Origin of the sequence: Veillonella sp. 3913, from assembly GCF_003992235.1 — a bacterium.
Classification (GTDB): Bacteria; Bacillota; Negativicutes; order Veillonellales; family Veillonellaceae; genus F0422.
Genome location: NZ_RQVF01000004.1, coordinates 54,902 through 72,845, shown reverse-complemented (window position 1 = coordinate 72,845; position 17,944 = coordinate 54,902). Strand labels below are relative to the sequence as shown.

The window sequence follows — 17,944 nt, the reverse complement described above, 5'->3', positions numbered from 1 at the left end:
ATTCTCCTATTTTCCTAAACAGAATCGTTTAAATAATTCATCCACCATGGATTCACGTAAACTTTCACCAGTAATATCACCTAGTAGCTCCCAAGCAGCGCGGATGTCCGTGACGATTAAATCGATAGGCATACCGCTATCTATGGCAAGAATGGATTGGTCCAAGCTAACTTTCGCCTGTTCCATCAAGGTGATGTGGCGCACATTGCTGAGCATCGCCTCATGACTAGCCTGCACAGAACCTCCTTGCACCAAGGATGTAATGACCCTCGCCATCTCATCCATACCTTCCCCTTGGGCCGCGCTGATGGTGACAATCTCTGTGAAAGTCCCCAGTGCCGCAATCTCTTCTTTGCTAACACATTGCGCTTGGTCTGCTTTATTCAAGAAGATAATACTTGGACGATTCGTAATGAGCTGTAGCAACTCTTGTTCTTCCGGTTCTAATGGTTTAGACCCATCAATAACAAGGACCACCACATCTGCTTTATCTAAGTACTGACGTGCTTTTTCAACGCCCATACTTTCTACAATATCTTCGGTCTCACGAATCCCTGCGGTATCAATTAAGCGTACGGGAATCCCTTGGATGGTTAAAAATTCTTCAATACTATCACGGGTCGTGCCTGGAATGTTCGTCACAATGGCACGGTCCTCACGAAGTAAAGCGTTCATCAAACTAGATTTCCCTGCATTAGGACGACCAATAATGGACACCATCACACCATCACGCAATAATTTACCACGCTGTGCCGTTGCCAATAAAGTATCCATCTTCTCTAGGATGGGAGCTAACCCCGTCCGCACCTCTTGAGCTGACACCTCTTCAATATCTTCCTCTGGGTAATCAATGGTTACCTCTAAGTGGGTAATCATAGCGATTAACTCATCTCGTAAGGCGCGAATATACTTGGATAAGGTACCGTCTAATTGATTCACTGCCACTTCCAAAGATTGCTCCGTCTTCGCATCAATAATGTCGATGATGGCCTCTGCTTGGGTTAAATCAATGCGACCATTCAAGAACGCTCGCTTTGTAAACTCCCCTTCTTCTGCCTGACGTACCCCCTCTGAAAGTAGGACTTTCAGTATTTCACGGACTGACACAAAACCGCCATGACATTGAATCTCTACTACATCCTCTGCCGTATAGGAATGAGGGCCTTTCATCAACACCACGATGACCTCATCCAAGGTTTTACCCGTCTTAGGATGAACAATATGTCCATAATGGATCGTTCGCGTCTGGCGCTCACCCAGTGGCACAGATTGTTTACTGTGAAAGATACGATTCACAACATCGCACGCCTCAGGACCACTGATGCGGATAATACCAATACCGCCAATCCCTGGAGCCGTCGCAATCGCTGCAATCGTGTCATCTAAAAACATAGTATCTCCTGTCTACATCAATGCCGTCGTTTTAAGATATATCTAGTACATATCCTTTATAGGGATACCATATATACATAGTATCAGTAACATATCATTATGACACTTTCATGATACTCCTAAAAAAACATACCTGACATCGAGTAATACCATTTCACATAAAAAGAAAAGGCCTTGTGGCCTTATATAAATTATATCACGCAACCAAAGTAACATCAATGATAGATAGGAGAAAACTCCCTGAGGAACGCCATTACGAGTAGTAACCTTGTGGCGTTCCTTAACTACTTAAATCACACAAAGACAAGAAGAGCACGGTGTGCCCCGAACAAACATTATAAAATACCGTTTGTGAGGGGTATACCGTGCTCTTCCCTTTGCCCTATTCAATTAAGAACGCCACAGGCTACATAGCGGAACAAGTGACGACTTAGTTTCTTTTCTTGAACATCCAATAGATGTAATAGATCACTAACCCATATGTAAGAATATCATATACTTGTAAGAATGGAACCATAGCAGATAATCGTTTAAAGCCATGTACGTGGATATTAGCACCAATTAAAGCTACCAAATTCAATCTATGAATCCATACAGCTACTTTACGAGGCATAGATGTAGCGATACCTTTAAACCAAGGAGTTAGGAATAAAATCCCTACTAGAAAAGCAATAAACATCCCTACAAGAGCTACGTAGCCGCCCCACCAGCCTAATGCTGTTTTAGCCTTACCAAAATATACATACCAATGAACACCTACCATAGCAGTAGCTACAACACCTACAATGCGATGCACTTTATACATTTCACCTACATTATAACGTGTAGTAAACCATTTTGGTTTTGTCGCAAGATACGTCAACACTACCCAAGATGAAAATGGAATTAAACCTAAATAAATCTGCCATTTGAATGGAGGTCTATTTTGTAAATAATATCCATGCTCAACCATACCAATCAGTGCTAATGATAATAGAGCAATCCATACTAAAATATGGTACTTACTCTTAAACTGTTTTTGTCCTGAACTTTCCATCGTCACATGACACTCCTTATCCTATAATACCAAAATAAAAATTTATACAGTTAAAGTATAACAATATCAATTATCATTGTAAAGAATCTAAGAGTATGAATTTCTCATAATATACAGACCTTTTACGCATTCATATTAGATAAGACATATCATTTACATATTACTGACCCTGAGGAACGCAGTTAGGCGTAGTAGCCTTTGTGACGGGTCTTACTGACAAAATTGCACAAACACAAGAAGAGCACGGCGTGCCCCCGAACAAACATTATGAAATACCGTTTGAGAAGGGGTATGCCGTGCTCTTCCCTTTATATTATTCAGTTACGAACACCACAGGCTACATAGCGGAACAAGTGACAACTCTAAGGAGCACCCCTTTATCGTAGAAAGCCTTGTGGCTTTCTCTTACTACCTAAATGACATAAACACAGAATCCCCTGAGGAACACCGTTACGAGTAGTAGCCTTTGTGGCGGGTCTTACTGACAAAATTGAACAAACACAAGAAGAGCACGGCGTGCCCCCGAACAAACATTATAAAATACCGTTTGAGAGGGGGTATGCCGTGCTCTTCCCTTTATCATATTCAGTTACGAACGCCACAGGCTACATAGCGGAACAAGTGATGACCTAGCGACGGTCTCTTTTTCTATACACGATAAATGGTCGTGCTAAGTAATTAAATGGTACGCTTAAGCAATGTACTAAACGGCTGAATGGGAATACGATAGCCACAATCATCCAGGATAGCATATGGAACTTAAAGATACCAGGAACATTTTCCATTAAGGATGGGTCTGGCATAGCCATCAATACGCTACGGAACCAAGGTCCAATAGATACACGATAGTCAAAGAATCCAGACGCATTCAATAAGGTACCAGCCATACCACTTACGATAGCTAGTGTAAAGAACAAGTACAACCATACATCCATTTTAGATGTGTTAGCACGTAATTCAGGTGTTGTGAAACGACGTTTCATAAGCATTAAGAATCCTACGATAAATAGGAAACCAGCCACAGCCCCCATATACAACGCACCTTGATGGTACATATGGTCATCAATACCAATCATAGCAGTCCAAGTTTTAGGAATCAATACCCCTACCACGTGGCCACCGATAACGCAAAGCAAACCAAAGTGGAACAATGGGTTAGCAATACGCAATTGTTTCTTTTCTAAAAATTGACTTGATTTTGTGGTCCAGTTTCTTTCAAAGTAAAAGAAACGAACAAGAGTCCCTACGACAAAGAAGGTGAAAGCGATATAAGGCAGTGCGCCCCATAGAAATAAACTCATAGTACACCGTCCTCCAATCCATTAGCAACAGATAAAATAACATCAAATAAGAATGCATACGGTAATTTCGCTTCAATGAAACGCTCCCGAATATATTCTAATTTTGGTTTACAGTATTCATAAATTTCTTTTGCTTTTTCTTCTTCGATAAGCGCACATAATTCAAGAATAGCTGGGACAAAGTCTGGCATTTCTTTTGGTAAGTCATAGCCATTTTCAAGGAAAAATGCTTTGTATTTAACAAGTTCTTCTGCTTGTTCCCCTGTACCTTGTAATTCATAAGTAGATAAATACATATTCGTATTTTGACTAAAGTCAAAGGTACGCACATATTGATCTTCAAACTCTTTACGAGGTGTTTCTTCCACATAGTCGAAAAATTCTACCAAGGCTTGACGGAGTTGAGGGTGCGCAACAGATGTTGCGTCCCCCTTCCATTCTTGTAATTCATCGTACCAAGTGGCATCGGGATAGCGAAGCAGAAATGACGCGATAAGCGCTATTTTCTGAGCATCATTCATTATTGACATCCCCCTGTAGGACAGGCAAAACCACGTTTATGTTGCATATCTGCACGACCTTCACGAGACGCTTTGATATCTGTAGGAATCACGAAACGATCATTGTATTTAGATAATGCTAATAATTTGTACATTTCGTACATTTGATCTTCTGTTAAATCGATTGGATGCTCAGGAGCCTCTCCACCTACATCGCGACGACGCATATATTCCCGCATATCTAATACACGTTGTAATACGCGAGCTAGTGCATCTGCATTACCTGCTGTAAATAGATTCGCAAGATATTGTACAGGCACGCGCATTTCGTTTGCATCTGGTAAGTATACTTCAGATGTAATGCGTTGTACGATTGGACTCAATGGCGGCACATACCAAACCATTGGTAATGTACGGTATTCTGGATGTAATGGTAAGCCCACTTTCCATTCCTTGATTAATTTGTAGACTGGAGATTTTTGCGCTGCTTTAATCCAAGCTTCACCAATACCTTCAGCACGAGCCGCTTTTACTACTTCTGGATCATGAGGGTCTAAAATCAAGTCCACTGTATTTTCATAGATATTCGCATCATCTTTTGTAGCCGCAGCTGCTTCTACTTTATCCATATCATAGAAGACAACGCCTACATAACGCATTCTACCTACGCAAGTTTCCGCACAGATTTGTGGCAAGCCATTTTCCAAACGTGGGTAACAGAATACACATTTTTCAGCTTTATTTGTTTCCCAGTTATAGAAGATTTTTTTGTATGGGCAAGATGGTACGCAATGGCGCCAGCCACGACATACATCTTGAGAAACAAGAACTACACCATCTTCATCACGTTTGTAAATCGCACCAGATGGGCACGCTGCCACACATGCTGGATTCAAGCAGTGATTACATAGACGAGGTAAGTAGCGCATGAATACTTTTTCATAGTCAAACACGATATCTTCGCCCATTTTAGCTAAGTTAACATCAGAGCGAGCGTGCTCACCACCAGCCAAATCGTCATCCCAGTTAGGACCCCATTTGATTTCCATTTTTTCTTTTGTTACCAAAGAACGTGGACGTGCTACTGGTTGGTTATTTTTACGACCAGAATGAATCAATGTTTCATAGTCATATGTCCATGGTTCGAAGTAGTCTTTCAACTCAGGTTGTTCTGGATGATAGAACAATTTCATCAGACGATTTGTTTTAGAACCTGTAGCCAATGCTAATTTTCCATCGTTACCAACAGTCCAGCCGCCTTTCCATTTTTCTTGGTCTTCCCAATGACGAGGGTAGCCAACACCTGGGCGGGTTTCCACATTATTAAAGTACATATATTCCGCACCTTCGCGGTTTGTCCATGTATTTTTACAAGTGATAGAACATGTGTGACAGCCTAGACACTTGTCTAAATTTAGGACCATAGATACTTGAGCCTTAATCTTCAAGCCAATCTACCTCCTTCATTTTACGAGCCACAATAGTCATATCCCGTTGGTTGCCAGTTGGGCCATAATAATTGAATCCATAACTTAATTGACCATAACCACCAATCATATGTGTCGGTTTCAAATGAATGTGAGTTGGTGCATTGTGTGTACCACCGCGTTGTTTTTTAATTTGTGCAGCAGGTACGTTGATGTGACGGTCTTGGGCATGGTGCATGTAGGAAATACCACGAGGAATACGTGGGGATACTACAGCACGGGCTGCAACGATACCGTTTTTATTGAAAGCTTCTACCCAATCATTGTCTTGGACATTGATTTCTTTCGCATCATCTTCGTTCAACCAAATTGTTTGTCCACCGCGGAACAATGTTAACAATTGTTGGCTATCGAAGTACATACTATGTGTAGACCATTTATGATGTGGTGTTAAGTATTTCAATGTGATTTGAGGAACCCCCTCTTGTGCATAATCACCTTTCACTGGTGCGTAGGACAAGACTGGTTTGTAAAGCGCCATAGCCTCACCATAGTCACGCATCATTTCATGGTCACAATAGAAAGATTGACGACCCGTAACCGTACGGAATGGAACTTTATCCTCAGTAGATGTTGTAAATGGAGAATAACGACGGTCTTTATTATTTTTACCTGTACTTGTCACAGATGGAATGATAAAGCGTGGTTGACGTACCATATCGTCGAAGGTAATGCGTTCTTCTTCACGACCTTTTGCATTCTTTTGAAGATCTGTTAAGCCTGTTTTTTCTTCCATAGCCTGCCAAGAACGAACTGCTAATTTACCATTCGTACAAGAGGACAAGGTTAACACAACATTACAAGCTTCACGTGCTTCGTAGATGCTAGGACGACCATGAGATACGAAACCTGGTTGGTCGATTGTTCCATTTTGTTCATATAAGGATTGATATTCATCTGTTACATCCCATGCTAAACCATGAGCGCCTACTTTATTTTCAATATTAGGACCTAAGCCAATGAATTTTTCAAAGATTTTACTGTAATCACGTTTTACGTGTACAAGATTTGGCATAGTTTTACCTGGAATTGGTTCACATTCGCCTTTGCTCCAGTCTAATACTTTACCCAATGGTTGAGCCACTTCGCCTGGGCTGTCATGACCCAATGGTTGTGCTACGATATCTTCGTATTCAGTGAAACCAGACTCTTTCGCTACGCGAGATACAGTTTCTGCCAAAGTACGGAATGTATCCCAGTCAGATTTAGTGTCCCATGCGCAATCAACAGCCGCTTGGAATACGTGCACGTATGGATGCATATCTGTGGAAGATAAGTCTTGTTTTTCGTACCATGTTGCTGCAGGGAATACGATATCGGAATATAACGCCGTAGAAGCCATACGGAAATCGATGTCGATCAACAAGTCTAATTTACCTGTTTCAGGAGCTTCACGCCAGTTGATTTCTTCTGGACGTACTGGTGCATCTTCATCTTCTAATACGCCATTTTTTGTACCTAATAAATATTTTAAGAAGTACTCATGACCTTTAGAGGAGGAACCAATTAAGTTAGAACGCCATACGAACAAGTTGCGTGGATGATTTTCTTTCGCAGAAGGATCTTCTACACAGAATTTCAACTCTTTATTTTTCAATGCTTGTACGATGTATTGGTTAATTTCAACTTCAGTACCTGCGCCTGTAGCACGAGCATCGTTGATCAAATCTTGATAGTTACGGTTGAAAGTAGGGTAGGACGGCAACCAACCTAAACGCGCAGCCAATACATTATAGTCACCAGGGTGTCTGTAACGAGGTGTGGCTAATTTAGATACACGGTCTGCTAGGTCAATGCAGTCAGAACGATATTGTTCTGTAGCAAAGTAGAACCAAGATGTACCATTTTGTAAACGAGGTGCTTTACTCCAGTCGTTCGCTGTCATAATGCCAGCCCAACCTTCTACAGGACGTAATTTTTCTTGTCCTACATAGTGAGCCCAGCCACCGCCGTTAACGCCTTCTGTACCACAGAACATGATCAAGTTAAGGATCGTACGGTAAATTATGTCAGCATGATACCAGTGGTTGATACCAGCGCCCATGATGATCATGGAGCGACCTTTTGTTTGTTCTGCGTTGTCTGCAAATTCACGAGCTGTACGAATCACTACGTCTGCTTTCACGCCAGTAATTTTTTCTTGCCATGTTGGTGTATATGGAGTGTCTTCTTCATAGCTAGTCGCCACTTCACCACCTAAACCACGATCGATACCATAGTTAGCAAGAATCAAGTCGTAAACTGTTGTTACTTGTACAGGACCTTCTTTAGTTTGTACTGTCATAACAGGAATAGCACGTTCAATAATACCTTCATGAGCTTCGTCACCGAAGTATGGTAATTTCACTAATGCTACGGAATCACGTTGGTCGATGACAGATAAACGAGGAGAGATTTTTTCTCCTGTTGCACGGTTTTCAAGACGTAAATTCCATTTTTTAGGATTTGTATGACGATCACCTAATGTACCATTTGGTGCCACTACTGTATTCGTAATTTCATCGATAACGACAGTGTGGAAATCAGCGCCATCTTCTGTGCTACCTAAATCTTGATTGTTCAAGAAACGGCCCGCTTGTAAAGCACCATTGATTTCTTCTACACGTACTAAGAATGGTAAGTCAGTAAATTCTTTCGCATATTCTTTGAAATATGGAGTTTCTTTATCTACATAGTATTCTTTCAGAATGACATGACCCATTGCCATTGCCATCGCTGCATCTGTACCTGCTTTTACATTCAACCAAGTATCGGAGAATGTAGTAGATTCTGCATAGTCAGGAGATACAGAGACTACTTTTGTACCTTTATAACGTACTTCTGCCAAGAAGTGAGCATCCGGTGTACGAGTCAATGGTACATTGGAACCCCATGTAATGATGTAACCTGCATTGTACCAGTCACCAGATTCTGGTGTATCAGTTTGTTCACCCCAAACTTGTGGGCTTGATGGCGGCAAATCAGCATACCAGTCATAGAAGGAAAGTGGAGTACCACCCATAAGGTTCAAGAAACGCGCACCACCTGCATAGGACAACATGGACATAGCTGGAATTACAGAGAATCCTGCGTTGCGGTCTGGACCATATGTTTTTGCTGTATATAATAAGGAAGCTGCTACGATTTCTGTAGATTCATCCCAAGTCGAACGTACAAAGCCACCCATACCACGAGCAGATTTATAACGTTTTGCTTTTTCAGGATCTTCTACAATAGATTTCCATGCTTCGATAGGATTTTTAGCAGTTTTCTTCGCTTCTCTCCAAAGCTCGATCAATTCACCACGTACATATGGATATTTTACGCGTAGTGGGCTGTATAAATACCAAGAGAAAGTAGATCCTCGAGGGCATCCACGTGGTTCGTAATCTGGCATATCATCTGGTGTTTTAGGATAATCAGTTGCTTGATTTTCCCACGCTACAACACCATTTTTTACGTAAATATTCCAGCTACAAGAACCAGTACAGTTTACGCCATGTGTGGTGCGGACTACTTTATCGTAGGACCAACGGTCACGATAAAAATTTTCCCATTCACGACCACCTTCTTCTGTGATTTGATGGCCTGTTGGAGATACGTCCTTCTTGCGAAGAAACTTAAATTTTTGAGATAAAAGACTCATCTCATGTCCTCCTTAAAAATACAAAAAAACCCTTGCCTTCGTAGTGCTCACAGCAAGGGGGGATAACCTTAATCATTCGATATTGCTAATATTAGGATCGATAGTTTCTATATCTAAATCTAGCAAATCGATTAATGCATCAAAGTCACAGATTACCAGATGGTGTTTATCATAGGCTACATAGCCTAACTTTCGTAACTCACTTAGCATGCGGTTTAAACCTTCCCGTGATGTGGCAGTAAATTCAGCTAACTCTTGGTTGCTTAATGCAATGTCGATATAAATACCGTCATCCCGCTTAATACCATAACTATTAGCTAAACGCAATAATGTAGAATAAAATGCACCTTTCTTACCGTATAATAATAAGTCTCTATACTTAGCTTGTTGTCGACGCATATGAAGCGTATAAATCTTCATCATCGCAATGGCTAAGGAATGATCCTTAGCAATGGCAGGTTCTAATACATCGTAACGTATACAATAGACTGAGCAATCTTCTCTTGCAATGGCATTAAATACATACGATCTCGTATTCGTCTCATACAAAGGAATTTCCCCAAGCACATTATTCTTACCTACTAATCGTAATGCAAAAATATGTCCTGTGGATTCAAATTTCTTAATACTGAGGCGCCCTCTCTGAACGATATAAAAATGTTCTGCCTTATCGCCTTCGTGAAATAAAAATTCTCCTTTTTTCAGATGAATTACTTCACCTGGCAATGCTAGCAATTGATTGATTAACTCCTGTTCCATACTGTCACCATACATCTTTCAGTAACATCCCATACTTATGAAGTTGATATAAACTTAGCTATATCAATTTCTCAATTACATTTTAAATTTTGCGCTATGTTACTATTATAACTTATTAATAATTATATAAGTTGTGCTTTTTATCACATTCACATTATATTATATCTTATATAATAAGTGTGTGATTTTAGGCACATATTATAATGAAAGTATGGCATAAGTCAATATTTTTTTATACTAATTTGTGTCTTCGATTTACTGTGATACAAAAAGTATCACAAGTTGTACGTTGAAAGGATTAAAGGAGTGTTCTCATGTCAGAGATGAAAATGCCTCAAGTGGGTGCGAGCCGCAAAGAAATTATTGCGAACTGGCAACCAGAAAATCCCGAATTTTGGGAAAAGTTTGGCAAAAAAATTGCTAAACAAAACTTGGTAGTTTCTACCATTGCATTAACGTTATCATTTTGCGTATGGTATTTATGGTCAACCATCGCAGCACAATTAAATGGAGCTGGATTCCATTTCACAACAGAACAGTTATTTACACTGGCTGCCTTCCCAGGTTTAGTAGGTGCTACATTCCGTTTTATTTATACTTACATGCCAGCTTTAATAGGTGGTAGAAACTGGACTTTTATTTCTACAATTATTTTATTAGTACCTGTAGTATGGTTAGGCTATGCTGTACAAGATACAACAACATCTTATGAAACATTCATGATCTTAACAGCTTTGATCGGTTTAGCCGGCGGTAACTTCTCCTCCTCCATGGCTTACATCGGTAACTTCTTCCCTAAATCTGAAAAAGGTACCGCTCTTGGCATTAATGGTGGTATTGGTAACCTTGGGATCTCCGTTATCTATTTCTTAGCTCCATTCGCTATGGGTTCTGCTACATTAGGTAATATCTTCGGTGTCACACCAGCTATCGTTAAAGGCAATGCAGTATACTTAGCCAACGCGGCGTTTATGTGGATTGTGCCTTTAGTAATTATCTTAGCGTGCATGACTCGTTACATGGATAACTTGCCACTAGCAAAACCTAATCCTAAAGCGCTGGCTCAAATTTTTAGCAACAAACACACATGGGCTATGACATTGTTATATACATGTTCCTTCGGTGCCTTCTCTGGATATGCAGCAGCACTTGGTCTACTTGTTAAAACAGAGTTCCCTGAAATTCCATTTGCTCACATCGCATTCGTGGGACCTTTAGTATCTGCCAGCCTTCGTCCAGTAGGTGGTTGGTTAGCTGACAAAATCAATAGCGGTACAAAAATTACTTTCATCGGTTTGATTGGTTTATGTATCACTACTGTATTAATCGCTGTAGGCGTGGATATGCATCACTTCGACTTTTTCTTTGGAATGACTGTATTAATGTTCGTATCCTGCGGTTTCGTAACAGGATCTACATTCCGTATGATTCCTCACATCTTCACAGATGGATTACAATCTTCCTTAATTGCTGGTTTCGTAGCAGCTGTAGCGGCGTACGGTGCCTTCATTACACCAAAAATCTTTGGCTATGTATACACAACATTTGGAAGTATCCACCCAGCATTTGCAGTATTACTTGCGTTCAACATCGTAACAGTATTTGTATGTTACTGGTTCTATGTTCGTAAAGCAGCTAACATGAATGTATAATTGAATCTTATAAAAAAAGCACGGTTTACGCCGTGCTTTTTTGTGTGCTTAACGATTCTGTCGTACAATATCAGTTGTATTGAAAATTACTAGAATTTGCCATTGATTCGCCTATTCTAATATTAAATCGCCTAAAAACATGGTATAATTAGGCGAATATAGAAAGGAGTAGGCGAATGAAAATCTTTAATTATTCACTCTATGAAAATACTCTATGGGATAGTGAAATTATTAATTTATTAGTACAGATCCATGAACACAAAGGAAAACAGGAACTATTTATACAACAAAAGCCTGCCGTGCTAAATACACTAGTAGAAATTGCTAAGATTCAAAGTATTGAATGCAGTTCCAATCCTAAGTAAATCCACCATAGAAAATATGTTGAAACAATTAGTAGAAGAAAAGTACATTGAACGACACGGAAAAGGGAAAGCCACCTTTTATGTGAAGAAATAATATACCAATGAATTTAATTATACTAAACTAGTAATGCCTCGCCAACTAGTTTTACCATTGGATTATGGCATGTTGATGATAAAAGAAACAGCTCCTATGCGGTTACTCGATGCTGTATTGAAGGAATTAGACTATAAAGAGTTACAGCATTTGTATTCTTCTAAAGAAAATTTGTCAACTGATCTTGACAATATCAAATCCCATTGTTGTCATAAGGATTGGTTTGTTGTAAAATGAAGTTGAATAGCGAAGGATATGACGATGATTACTTTAACTGAGCACCCTAAAACGATATAAAATACGAATTTTTGAAAGGAGCAAACATCATGGTAAATGAAATCACAAACGATTTTGCAACGCGACGTTTTCGCGTGGCAAATGTGGCAAAGGCGGGCAATGTCGCAACGCGCACGCCAATCTACAGCACGGAGTCAACGAGCGGTGTCGTCTGGGTCATAAAGCCTGGGCAGACGATTCAGCCGCACGGTCACGCCAATGCAGATGATATATGGATTTGCATTGAGGGAGAGGGCGTCTTTTACCCTACCCCCGGAGAGGAGCACCCCATCGCGAAGGGCGATGTCATCGTCTCAGCGAAGGGCATGTGCCACGGGATGAAAAATACAGGCACGAAGGACTTTGTCTTTGTTGGCATCCTTGCCCCCGTCCCTGCGGATTATTTCCCCATCGAGCCGTAAAGAGTCTGTAGACAGTAGGAACTGATCTTGACAATATCAGTATCACCCTATGGGAAATTAATAACCGTGGATATAACTGAACCACTAAATAGCTATATAAAACCTAATAACTATATTATTTCTTTTTAATATATACACCATATAAAAAGGGGCTGTAACAAAACAGCCCCTTAAACTAAAAAAGCTATGAGTTGATTTTATATATTCAACTCATAGCTTTTTTCTATATTTCTAAGAAAAAGGACCCCGAAGGGCCCACTTCATAGTTATAGATAATCTGTTACTATATGCCACAAATCATCTATTGTCATCTCTACAGATATGCATATACATCAATATAAAAGTTGATGATATATAGTAGAAGTCTATCGTTTGTAATAAATCACAATATGACGATATGGTTCTTGTCCTTCGCTATCTGTTTTGACATTTTTTTCATTTTGCAATGCTAAGTGAATAATTTTTCGTTCAAAAGCATTCATTGGTTCTAAAGCAATTTTTTGACGTGTACGTCGTACTTTAGCACCTAAGCGATGTGCCAATTGAATCAAAGTTTCTTCACGACGGGAACGATAATTTTCTACGTCCACAACAATTTGGCAACGACGGCGAACTTCTTTATTAGCCACAAGGTTTGTTAAGTATTGGATAGCATCTAATGTTTGACCATGTTTACCAATTAAAATACCTAAGTCTTCCCCATGTACTTGGAATGTAATCTTATCTTTAGTAGTCAATTTTTCAATCTGTACAGATAAGCCCATCTTTCCAAACATACCTAATAAAAATTCTTTACCTGTATCGGCAATGAAATCTTGTTCTGCTTTTGTAATACCATCTTCAACTACCACAGGAATTTCAGTAGTTTCTGTTTCCACAGTGTCTACCATTGATTCTGTAACAGTTTCCACAACTGATACTACTTCTTCTGCAACAGCAATATTCTCTGCTGTTCCTTCTTCAAAGTATACGCGAACAAGAGCATCTTTTTTACCAAATCCTAAGAAACCTTTTGATGGTTCTTCTAACACTTTCACAGACGTAACAACACGACCTTGAGATTCAATTTGCGCTGTTGCTTGTGAAGTTGCCTCTTCAATCGTTTTTGCTGACACTTCAATGTAATCCATGCCTAGCCTCCTATTTGTTATTACGATAAATTAATGTTTGTTGTGCTAATTGGAATAGATTTGAAACTACCCAGTAAATTACCAATCCACTAGCAAAGTTTAAACTGATATAGCCAATGAATAGTGGCATAAAGATGTTCATAATCTTTGCTTGTTGATTATTACCACTAGCAGATGTTTGTTTACTCATAATATACGTAGACAACGCAGACAATACTGGTAATACATAGATTGGATCTGGATCACTCAAATTTGGTAACCATAAGAATTGTGCATATTGAGGATCATATGGATATCCTTGTAATGCATAGAAAATAGCAATCAAGAATGGCATTTGTACAAGAAGTGGTAAACAACCAGCTAATGGGTTGATACCTAATTCTTTATACATTTTCATAATTTCTTGCTGTGCTTTTTGTGGATTGTCCTTATATTTGTCTTGAATGGCTTTCATTTTAGGTTGTAATTCAGCCATGCCTTTCATAGACTGCACTTGTTTTTGTGTCAACGGTGCTAATATAAGTTTAATAACAATGGTAAGCAAAATAATCGCGATACCATAACTTGGGAAGCCCATCGATTTTGTTGCCAAAAACGAATATTCCACAAGGCTTCTCATAAAATCTACTAAATATTGAAAGATTTCCATGCCTACTCCTTTTTTTGTTCTCTGTAGTATACACCTTTGTGTACCCATATACGTTATGGTATGGTCTATTTTTCATCCATACAGGTACTCAGGTATTTCCAAAACTGTGCTATGGCAGAGGATCATATCCACCCTTATGAAAGGGATGACATTTTAAAATCCGTTTGATGCCTAAATAGCTACCTTTTAAAGGTCCATACCGTTGCAATGCTTGCAACATATACATCGAACAGGTGGGATAAAAACGACAAGTACTTGGCTTTAAAGGAGATAGAGCATATCGATAGAACTGAACTAATCCAATTAACAAGTAATTTACAAGTTTACTAATACCCATTAGTTTCTATCCTTTACTAATTTACATTTTTTGAATAGACGCATCATTTCACGCTCTGCCTGTTCATACGTAGCATTAGCCAAGTACCCTCGACCTACGACTACAATATGATGACCTTCGCGCAATTCATGCTGATGCAGACGATACACTTCTTTCATCAAACGTCGTGCTCTGTTGCGCTGTACAGCGCCTCCTACCTTTTTCCCTGTGACGAAACCAATCTTACTCTTTTGTTTTGCCACCGGCATATGATAGACCACACAAAGACGTCCCACTTCATAGCGACCGTGCTTATACACTAATTGATATTCATTGTTTTTCCGTATTCTTCTATCTTTTGTTAAACTATTCATAGTTATCCTTTAATACCGTACATACAGAAAAACTTGGCTAGGTCGCCAAGTTCTCTTGCTGTATATTTGATTATGCAGATAAGCGTTTTCTGCCTTTAGCGCGTCGACGTTTTAACACTAGACGGCCACCGATGGTTTTCATACGTTCACGGAAACCATGAGTACGTTTTCTCCAAAGTGTATTTGGTTGGTAAGTACGTTTCATTACAACAACACCTCCTCATGATAGGTTTATTTTTTCGTATACCATAACATAGTAATTATATGTATAAACCCTAATTCTGTCAATATAAACCTTGTTTTTATTAGCATATATATAAACGATTTGTAATATTGCTGTAGTACATATCTTAATACATCTGCAAATGTCTCTTATTATTCTTCATACTCTTTATTTCCTTATGCTAAATTCTTTACTTTCATTATAACTTTTATAGTAATAAGTAAAGATTTTTGGGAAGAACTATAGAAAAGTAAAAATGAATCCCAGAGAATGCATAGTAAAGCAAAAAAGTTTTTGGTATAATAATGACATACACCAACGAAGGGTTATAAACAAGTATTTTTATTTTTCACATGTTATCCACTGACTTATTCACATTATTGTGGATAGAAACAATTCTACTTATTATCTTGTTTATGAACTCTTTTTCTTTGTCTAATTTTTAGTTATCCACATTATGATGATGTGGACAAATAATTCTTATACACATGCAGGAAGGTTTATTATGAGTGACTTAGATCTTTACTCCCTATGGGACCAAGTGATGCAAAAAACAAAAACGAAAATGCCCCAGCAAATGTGGGATTCCTTGGTTGTTAATTCATTGATGCCCTATTCTATGACATCTACTATTTTGACCTTATTTGTTATGGATCCTAGCAAGCTAAAATATATTCAAACCCCATTAGTCCATAACCAAATCGTAGAGGCAGCAAAAAGTTTACTCCCTACCTTACAAAAAATAGAATATTTAACAGATACATCTACTGTAGATGCTTCTTCCATAGATAGCATGGAAAATACATCTATCGATATTCCTCCTATACCATCTATCGATATGCCTTCTATTGAAGATACAACAATGGAAAGCTCTCCATCTCCTATCATCCCTCCTCCTTGGGATGCAGAAGAGTATAATGAAGTATTACCAGAAGGAGTAAGCCGTCCTAGTTATGATTCTCCTGTCATCATTCAAAGAAATACTTCTCCTTCACAAGGCATTCAAAGACCAGTCCCTGCCGATTTATTTGCTTCTAAAACAACCGTTCCTGTACCACCTGTACAACGAAACATGAGTAGTTCTTCAAAATCACATCTAAATCGTGCTTTCACTTTTGATAATTATATCGAATCTAATTCTAACCGTATGGCTTTCAGTGCTGCGAAAGCAGTAGCTGAAAATCCAGGACTTCGTTACAATCCACTATATATTCACGGTCAATCTGGTCTTGGTAAAACCCATTTAATGCATGCTATTGGCAATGAAATTTTAGCCCTCAATCCATCTGCTAAAATTATGTCTATTACCAGTGAAGATTTTATGAATAGTTTTATTGAATCATTACGGACAAAAACACCGGATCAATTCCGTCGTAACTTCCGAGATATCGATGTACTCATCATTGACGATGTACAATTCTTAGAAGAAAAAAATAAGAAAACGACGCAAGAAGAGTTTTTTAATACCTTCAATCATTTATTGAGTCACAATAAAGCGGTTATCCTGTCTAGCGATAAACCACCAAAAGATTATAAAGAAATGGAAGAACGCTTAATCACACGATTCAACAGTGGTCTTACTGTAGAAATTGAAGCACCAAATCCTGAGATGATTGAAGCCATCATCCATGAGGAAATCGATCATCGTCGTAGTGAATACCCAACCTTATATGTTCCAAAAGAGGTTATCCACCTATTTGCACAGTATTTTAATAAGCGAAATATTCGTGAACTAAAAGGCGCCTTTGAAACATTAATTACACAAGCGGCTATTACAAATCGATTAGAAACAATTGATGTAGAATTTACAAATAAGGCAATTAAAGACTTTATCATCCATACAGAAAAAATTGTATTATCCATTAAGTATATTCAAGAATTTATAGCAGATTACTTTAAAATCAAGCTAGAACATTTAGTAAGTCAAAAACGAAATAAGCAATATGCTCATCCACGCCAAATTGCTATGTATTTAGCTCGTGAATTAATCAATGAAAGTTATCCTCAAATTTCCTTTGCTTTTGGTAAAAAAGACCATACTACCGCATTACATGCATATGAAAAAATTTCTAGAGAAATAGAAAAAGACCAAGATTTACGACATACTATCGATCGCATTCGCAAAGAATTAGAAGAAGCAAAGTAATATTAAATTTGTGTATAAGTATGTGTTTAACTTGTTTACATTTTGTGATTACATTGTTAACAAACATACACTTACACACAAGGTATTTATAGACCTGTTACTATGTGGATATATAAAATTTTCTAATCCCAATGTTGTAAACATGTGTAAAACATTGAAATTTATAAGTTTTATGGACCTATCCACTTATACACGCG

At 38.7% G+C, this 17,944-nt stretch carries 17 protein-coding genes; 5 read left to right on the top strand and 12 right to left on the bottom strand.

The genetic code is table 11. The features are described 5' to 3' along the window. Positions 1 to 6: 6 nt before the first annotated feature. The 7 genes from mnmE to EO113_RS06005 all read right to left on the bottom strand — a co-directional run bounded on the left by mnmE (position 7) and on the right by EO113_RS06005 (position 10,100). Entirely contained in the window at positions 7 to 1,392 is a 1,386-nt protein-coding gene (gene mnmE, locus EO113_RS06035; protein ID WP_127135805.1) for a tRNA uridine-5-carboxymethylaminomethyl(34) synthesis GTPase MnmE, read from the bottom strand. Between the two features lie 430 nt (positions 1,393 to 1,822). Beyond that, positions 1,823 to 2,428 (bottom strand): hypothetical protein, encoded by a 606-nt coding sequence (locus tag EO113_RS06030; RefSeq protein ID WP_127135827.1) that lies wholly within the window; start codon positions 2,426 to 2,428, stop codon positions 1,823 to 1,825. Between the two features lie 629 nt (positions 2,429 to 3,057). Then, a complete protein-coding gene (gene narI / locus EO113_RS06025; protein ID WP_009353966.1) occupies positions 3,058 to 3,729 on the bottom strand; it encodes a respiratory nitrate reductase subunit gamma in 672 nt (223 codons plus the stop codon). Beyond that, entirely contained in the window at positions 3,726 to 4,250 is a 525-nt protein-coding gene (narJ, locus tag EO113_RS06020) for a nitrate reductase molybdenum cofactor assembly chaperone (RefSeq protein WP_009353985.1), read from the bottom strand. The genes narI and narJ overlap by 4 nt, the downstream gene beginning before the upstream one ends. Beyond that, complete coding sequence (gene narH / locus EO113_RS06015; RefSeq protein ID WP_127135804.1) at positions 4,250 to 5,677, bottom strand: nitrate reductase subunit beta; 1,428 nt, start codon at positions 5,675 to 5,677, stop codon at positions 4,250 to 4,252. Before narH ends, narJ begins: the two co-directional genes overlap by 1 nt. Continuing rightward, positions 5,667 to 9,341, bottom strand: coding sequence for a nitrate reductase subunit alpha (locus EO113_RS06010; RefSeq protein ID WP_127135803.1), 3,675 nt, complete (start codon positions 9,339 to 9,341; stop codon positions 5,667 to 5,669). Before EO113_RS06010 ends, narH begins: the two co-directional genes overlap by 11 nt. A gap of 72 nt (positions 9,342 to 9,413) precedes the next feature. Further along, complete coding sequence (locus tag EO113_RS06005) at positions 9,414 to 10,100, bottom strand: Crp/Fnr family transcriptional regulator (RefSeq protein WP_038145028.1); 687 nt, start codon at positions 10,098 to 10,100, stop codon at positions 9,414 to 9,416. Positions 10,101 to 10,414: 314 nt separating this feature from the next. On the opposite strand from EO113_RS06005, the gene EO113_RS06000 reads away from it, so the two are divergent. The 4 genes from EO113_RS06000 to EO113_RS05990 all read left to right on the top strand — a co-directional run bounded on the left by EO113_RS06000 (position 10,415) and on the right by EO113_RS05990 (position 12,909). Beyond that, positions 10,415 to 11,752 (top strand): MFS transporter, encoded by a 1,338-nt coding sequence (locus EO113_RS06000; RefSeq protein WP_009353948.1) that lies wholly within the window; start codon positions 10,415 to 10,417, stop codon positions 11,750 to 11,752. Between the two features lie 176 nt (positions 11,753 to 11,928). Continuing rightward, the gene (locus EO113_RS05995; protein ID WP_009353993.1) at positions 11,929 to 12,117 is read left to right on the top strand and encodes a hypothetical protein; all 189 of its coding nucleotides are present in this window, start codon (positions 11,929 to 11,931) and stop codon (positions 12,115 to 12,117) included. Between the two features lie 127 nt (positions 12,118 to 12,244). Then, the gene (locus tag EO113_RS08175; protein WP_009353953.1) at positions 12,245 to 12,448 is read left to right on the top strand and encodes a hypothetical protein; all 204 of its coding nucleotides are present in this window, start codon (positions 12,245 to 12,247) and stop codon (positions 12,446 to 12,448) included. A gap of 89 nt (positions 12,449 to 12,537) precedes the next feature. After that, complete coding sequence (locus tag EO113_RS05990) at positions 12,538 to 12,909, top strand: cupin domain-containing protein (RefSeq protein WP_038145013.1); 372 nt, start codon at positions 12,538 to 12,540, stop codon at positions 12,907 to 12,909. Positions 12,910 to 13,274: 365 nt separating this feature from the next. On the opposite strand, the gene jag is transcribed toward EO113_RS05990, so the two are convergent. The 5 genes from jag to rpmH form a co-directional block, all read right to left on the bottom strand. Then, positions 13,275 to 14,039: an RNA-binding cell elongation regulator Jag/EloR gene (gene jag, locus EO113_RS05985; RefSeq protein WP_127135802.1), complete on the bottom strand. Its 765-nt coding sequence runs from the start codon at positions 14,037 to 14,039 to the stop codon at positions 13,275 to 13,277. 10 nt (positions 14,040 to 14,049) lie between these two features. Next, a complete protein-coding gene (locus EO113_RS05980) occupies positions 14,050 to 14,688 on the bottom strand; it encodes a YidC/Oxa1 family membrane protein insertase (RefSeq protein ID WP_009353949.1) in 639 nt (212 codons plus the stop codon). Between the two features lie 109 nt (positions 14,689 to 14,797). Beyond that, positions 14,798 to 15,025 carry a membrane protein insertion efficiency factor YidD gene (gene yidD / locus EO113_RS05975; RefSeq protein WP_126941000.1) on the bottom strand — a complete coding sequence of 76 codons (228 nt, stop codon included), beginning with the start codon at positions 15,023 to 15,025 and terminating at the stop codon, positions 14,798 to 14,800. After that, complete coding sequence (gene rnpA / locus EO113_RS05970; protein WP_062402236.1) at positions 15,025 to 15,378, bottom strand: ribonuclease P protein component; 354 nt, start codon at positions 15,376 to 15,378, stop codon at positions 15,025 to 15,027. The genes yidD and rnpA overlap by 1 nt, the downstream gene beginning before the upstream one ends. A gap of 70 nt (positions 15,379 to 15,448) precedes the next feature. Beyond that, positions 15,449 to 15,583: a 50S ribosomal protein L34 gene (gene rpmH / locus EO113_RS05965; protein WP_004692946.1), complete on the bottom strand. Its 135-nt coding sequence runs from the start codon at positions 15,581 to 15,583 to the stop codon at positions 15,449 to 15,451. Between the two features lie 523 nt (positions 15,584 to 16,106). Between rpmH and dnaA the strand changes: the two genes are divergently transcribed. Next, positions 16,107 to 17,747 (top strand): chromosomal replication initiator protein DnaA, encoded by a 1,641-nt coding sequence (gene dnaA / locus EO113_RS05960; protein WP_164726341.1) that lies wholly within the window; start codon positions 16,107 to 16,109, stop codon positions 17,745 to 17,747. Positions 17,748 to 17,944 lie beyond the last annotated feature (197 nt).

What these genes read in the sequence shown, in the direction of transcription:
- EO113_RS08175 (WP_009353953.1), top strand. Translation starts at nt 12,245, where the DNA reads ATGCCTCGCCAACTAGTTTTACCATTGGATTATGGCATGTTGATGATA.
- yidD (WP_126941000.1), bottom strand. Translation starts at nt 15,025, where the DNA reads ATGGGTATTAGTAAACTTGTAAATTACTTGTTAATTGGATTAGTTCAG.
- dnaA (WP_164726341.1), top strand. Translation starts at nt 16,107, where the DNA reads ATGAGTGACTTAGATCTTTACTCCCTATGGGACCAAGTGATGCAAAAA.
- EO113_RS05980 (WP_009353949.1), bottom strand. Translation starts at nt 14,688, where the DNA reads ATGGAAATCTTTCAATATTTAGTAGATTTTATGAGAAGCCTTGTGGAA.
- jag (WP_127135802.1), bottom strand. Translation starts at nt 14,039, where the DNA reads ATGGATTACATTGAAGTGTCAGCAAAAACGATTGAAGAGGCAACTTCA.
- EO113_RS06010 (WP_127135803.1), bottom strand. Translation starts at nt 9,341, where the DNA reads ATGAGTCTTTTATCTCAAAAATTTAAGTTTCTTCGCAAGAAGGACGTA.
- EO113_RS06030 (WP_127135827.1), bottom strand. Translation starts at nt 2,428, where the DNA reads ATGGAAAGTTCAGGACAAAAACAGTTTAAGAGTAAGTACCATATTTTA.
- EO113_RS06005 (WP_038145028.1), bottom strand. Translation starts at nt 10,100, where the DNA reads ATGGAACAGGAGTTAATCAATCAATTGCTAGCATTGCCAGGTGAAGTA.
- mnmE (WP_127135805.1), bottom strand. Translation starts at nt 1,392, where the DNA reads ATGTTTTTAGATGACACGATTGCAGCGATTGCGACGGCTCCAGGGATT.
- narJ (WP_009353985.1), bottom strand. Translation starts at nt 4,250, where the DNA reads ATGAATGATGCTCAGAAAATAGCGCTTATCGCGTCATTTCTGCTTCGC.
- rnpA (WP_062402236.1), bottom strand. Translation starts at nt 15,378, where the DNA reads ATGAATAGTTTAACAAAAGATAGAAGAATACGGAAAAACAATGAATAT.
- narI (WP_009353966.1), bottom strand. Translation starts at nt 3,729, where the DNA reads ATGAGTTTATTTCTATGGGGCGCACTGCCTTATATCGCTTTCACCTTC.
- EO113_RS05995 (WP_009353993.1), top strand. Translation starts at nt 11,929, where the DNA reads ATGAAAATCTTTAATTATTCACTCTATGAAAATACTCTATGGGATAGT.
- EO113_RS06000 (WP_009353948.1), top strand. Translation starts at nt 10,415, where the DNA reads ATGTCAGAGATGAAAATGCCTCAAGTGGGTGCGAGCCGCAAAGAAATT.
- rpmH (WP_004692946.1), bottom strand. Translation starts at nt 15,583, where the DNA reads ATGAAACGTACTTACCAACCAAATACACTTTGGAGAAAACGTACTCAT.
- EO113_RS05990 (WP_038145013.1), top strand. Translation starts at nt 12,538, where the DNA reads ATGGTAAATGAAATCACAAACGATTTTGCAACGCGACGTTTTCGCGTG.